The organism is Gordonia sp. UBA7860, from assembly GCF_002500165.1.
GTDB classification, from domain to species: Bacteria; Actinomycetota; Actinomycetes; order Mycobacteriales; family Mycobacteriaceae; genus Gordonia; species Gordonia sputi.
Map to the genome: position 1 here is coordinate 1 of NZ_DLSO01000005.1, position 3292 is coordinate 3292.

A 3292-nucleotide genomic window follows, 5' to 3' on the forward strand; every position below is an offset into this window, starting at 1 on the left:
GCATGTCGTCGGCGATCGATTGGCCGATGCGGTAGGCCAGCAGTGCGGTGCGTGCTTCGGCTTGGCGTGCGAGGCGTTGGGTGGTGCGGGCGACGTCGTTGAGTTCGACACCGGAGAGGTGACTGATCGTGTCGACGTCGGCGGCGGTGAATGAGAGCGGTGAATGAGGGAACGGTGACGTCGGGGTGTGGTCGTCGATGATGTCGGTCATGGCCACCCCCTTTTCGCCGTGTTGTCGGTGATCGCTTGTGTGTTCGATCTGACAACAACGCTACAGGGCGGGTACGACAATTCGGACACGTCGGAGAACGGCTGTGGAATATCGCCACCTAGACGTCGAATCCGCGTGCTGCGTGACTTGCGCGCTCGAACTGTCAACAATCCGACAATGTGTCATCATGCCTGCATGGAGTACGAATTCGGGTGGGGTGATGGCCCCGGCGAGCAGGTTGGCATCGGGATCGTCTGCCCGTTCGATATGGCTCTCGACCGCGAACTGTGGCGCTGGATGCCCGACGGCGTCTCGCTGCATTTCACCCGAACCGGATTCATCGACGCCCCGGTCGACGTCGACATGTGCAAGGACCTGAACAACCACGCCGAGATCGCGGCGGCGGTGCGCGCGATTTCGGCCGTTCGGCCCAGTGCATACGCGTACGCGTGTGCGTCGGGCAGCTTTGTCTACGGCATCTCGGGGGCAGTCGAACTCTCCAACTGCATGATGGGTGCCGGTGCGCAGCGGGCGGTGACGACGTCGGAAGCGCTGTTGCGTGCGTTGGATGCGTTGGGGATCAGTCGGATCGCCGTGGCGACGCCCTATACGAATGCGCTCACCGGGTTGCTGTGCGACTTTCTCGCGCAGGCCGGACGCAGCGTGGTGGCGCAGGCCGGACTCGGTCGTGACCACGACATCTGGACCATTCCGTATTCGGTCACGGCCGATCTGATCCGTGGCGCCGACCATCCGGACGCCGACGCGATCTTCGTGTCCTGCACCAACCTCTGGACCTACGACGTCCTCGGCGCACTCGAAGCCGAACTCGGCAAGCCGGTGCTCTCGGCCAACCAGGTGACCGCGTGGGCGACGCTCGTCGACGCCGGCGTGCTGTCGCCAGGGATCACTCACTCCTACGCGGTACCTGCTGCCGACCAGTCGCTGTTCGCGCGCGCCGCATGATCGACCCCTGCATGGGTTGAGCAACGTAGGGTTGGGTATGGCCACCGATAAGCCGTTCGACGCAGCGACCGATGCAAAGTACGTGCAGCTCACCACTTTTCGCAAAGACGGGACGCCCGTGGCGTCGCCTCTGTGGGCGGCCTACGACGGCGAGTCGCTGGTGATGTGGACCGAGACCGACTCGTGGAAGGTCAAGCGGATTCGACGCGACCCGCACGTCGTCGTCCAGGCATGTGATGTCCGCGGCACGAAGCTCCGGGGTCAACCGGTGGACGGAACCGCGACGATCCTCGACGCCGCCGGTACCGATCACGCGCGCAGTGCGATCTCGAAGAAGTACGGCATCGTCGGCTGGGTTCTCGTCAAGGCGAGCCTGATCCGTCGCGGCAAGGACGGTACGATCGGCATCGCGATCACACCGCGCTGAGTCGACGCCTCCGCGCAGCAGGAATCTCGTGATAGCAACGCGCCCAAACCATTTCGTGTTCGACGGGACTGATCGCACCTGAAGCGAGACGACCATCGGCGTCGCGCAGGAGGGCGGCGAGGTCGCAGATGCTCCGCCGGGTAGCTCGGGCAGTGGCGTCGGCTCCGTAACCGGTCCACGCCTCCATGGTGCGTGTCTGCGTGCGCACCAGATGTGTGCGCTGCCCGACGACCACGACCGTTGCGCACGCGACGACCATTCCACTCAGTAGTCCAGCAAGCCCGGAGCCACCCATCCACGACGCGATCAGTGCGGCGGTCAACACCGTGGCGATCGCGACGAAGGGCAGTGCTCGCCACAGGCGCAGCCAGCGCGCGTCGTCCTCGCTGGCGCCGGGCGGATACACGACGATGCGATGGCAGATCCAATGGCGCGCGTAGCCGACCTGGACGTATCCCCAGCGCGACGATCCTGACTCGTTCATGTGATCGGTTCTAACTCCTACACACGCGGGAGAGCGTATTCCTCACGACTTCTCGACGCCGTGATCGCAGATCTTGCCGCGCCTTTGACGCGCCTTTGACGAGGCCCGCTGCACGGCTGAGTCGGTCGGCGCGAAGGTTGCGTCAACAAACCCCGGTGCCGCGTATGGAACGCGTTAAGAGGTCTTCCTACACAGACGAATTAGACAGAAGCTGTGGTGCGCCGTTCGCCAGCTCGACGTTCGGCATGCCCAGCCAAGGAGTGTGTGACAAGTGGCCGATGTGCTTTATGTACTCGCCGCGTTGATCGGCTTCGCGCTATGTGTCCTGGTGGTCCGGGGCGTCGACGCGAGGATCGGCCGATGACTGCAGACGGAGTGTTGAACGTGGTTCTGCTGGTCCTGTCGGCGGCGACAGCGATCTACCTCATGATCGCGCTGATCAAGCCGGAAAGGTTCTGAACGTGAATTCATCCCTTGCGGGGGCGCTCCAGGTGGCGTTCGTCGTCCTGGTTCTCGCAGTCGTCTACGTGCCGCTGGGCGACTACATGGCCCGCGTGTACCGCAGCACTCGCGACCTGCTGCCCGAGCGCGCGATCTACTCGTTGGCTCGCGTCGACGCCCGACGCGAACAGACGTGGGTCGGCTACGTGCTTGCGGTACTGGCCTTTTCGCTGATCTCGTTTCTGTTCCTCTACCTGCTGCAGCGGCTGCAGGGCGTGTTGCCCTGGTCGGACGGCAAGCCAGGTGTGAATCCGGCGACGGCGTTCAACACCGCGGTCTCGTTTGTCACCAACACCAACTGGCAGTCGTATTCGCCAGAAGTGGTGATGAGCAACCTTTCCCAGATGCTCGGACTCGCGGTGCAGAACTTCGTGTCTGCCGCCGTCGGCATGGCTGTGGCCGTCGCGCTCATCAGAGGGTTGGTGAATCGACGCGGCGACGGACTGATCGGCAACTTCTGGGTCGACCTGACGCGTACGTGCGTCCGTATTCTCCTGCCGCTCAGCGTGATCGTCGCGATTCTGCTGCTGACTCAGGGTGTGGTGCAGTCGTGGCACAGCGGCTTCGGCTTTACGACGATGTCGGGTGATCCTTCCCGAAGCATGGTGGGGCCGTTCGCTTCTCAGGAGGCGATCAAGGAACTCGGAACCAACGGCGGCGGCACGCTGTCGGCGAACTCGGCGCATCCGTTCGAGAACCCGAC

General features: G+C 63.8%; 5 protein-coding genes and 1 pseudogene. 4 read left to right on the top strand and 2 right to left on the bottom strand.

Features of this window, described 5'->3' with window-relative positions; translation table 11 throughout:
- Positions 1-211 (bottom strand): annotated as a pseudogene (locus B3T59_RS00600) (HNH endonuclease); the annotation flags it as partial.
- 195 nt (positions 212-406) lie between these two features.
- Between B3T59_RS00600 and B3T59_RS00605 the strand changes: the two are divergent.
- Both B3T59_RS00605 and B3T59_RS00610 read left to right on the top strand, forming a co-directional pair.
- Positions 407-1177: a maleate cis-trans isomerase family protein gene (locus tag B3T59_RS00605; RefSeq protein WP_005209229.1), complete on the top strand. Its 771-nt coding sequence runs from the start codon at positions 407-409 to the stop codon at positions 1175-1177.
- Between the two features lie 37 nt (positions 1178-1214).
- Entirely contained in the window at positions 1215-1604 is a 390-nt protein-coding gene (locus B3T59_RS00610; RefSeq protein WP_005209231.1) for a PPOX class F420-dependent oxidoreductase, read from the top strand.
- Here the strand turns inward: B3T59_RS00610 and B3T59_RS00615 are convergent.
- A complete protein-coding gene (locus tag B3T59_RS00615; RefSeq protein ID WP_005209233.1) occupies positions 1591-2088 on the bottom strand; it encodes a DUF6611 family protein in 498 nt (165 codons plus the stop codon). The genes B3T59_RS00610 and B3T59_RS00615 overlap by 14 nt on opposite strands.
- Positions 2089-2448: 360 nt before the next feature.
- Here B3T59_RS00615 and kdpF point away from each other — a divergent pair, with 360 nt between their 5' ends.
- Positions 2449-2547 (top strand): K(+)-transporting ATPase subunit F, encoded by a 99-nt coding sequence (gene kdpF, locus B3T59_RS00620; RefSeq protein WP_064861331.1) that lies wholly within the window; start codon positions 2449-2451, stop codon positions 2545-2547.
- A 2-nt stretch (positions 2548-2549) separates the two neighbouring features.
- Positions 2550-3292: potassium-transporting ATPase subunit KdpA (locus B3T59_RS00625; protein ID WP_287001246.1), on the top strand; the 743-nt coding region annotated here is incomplete at its 3' end.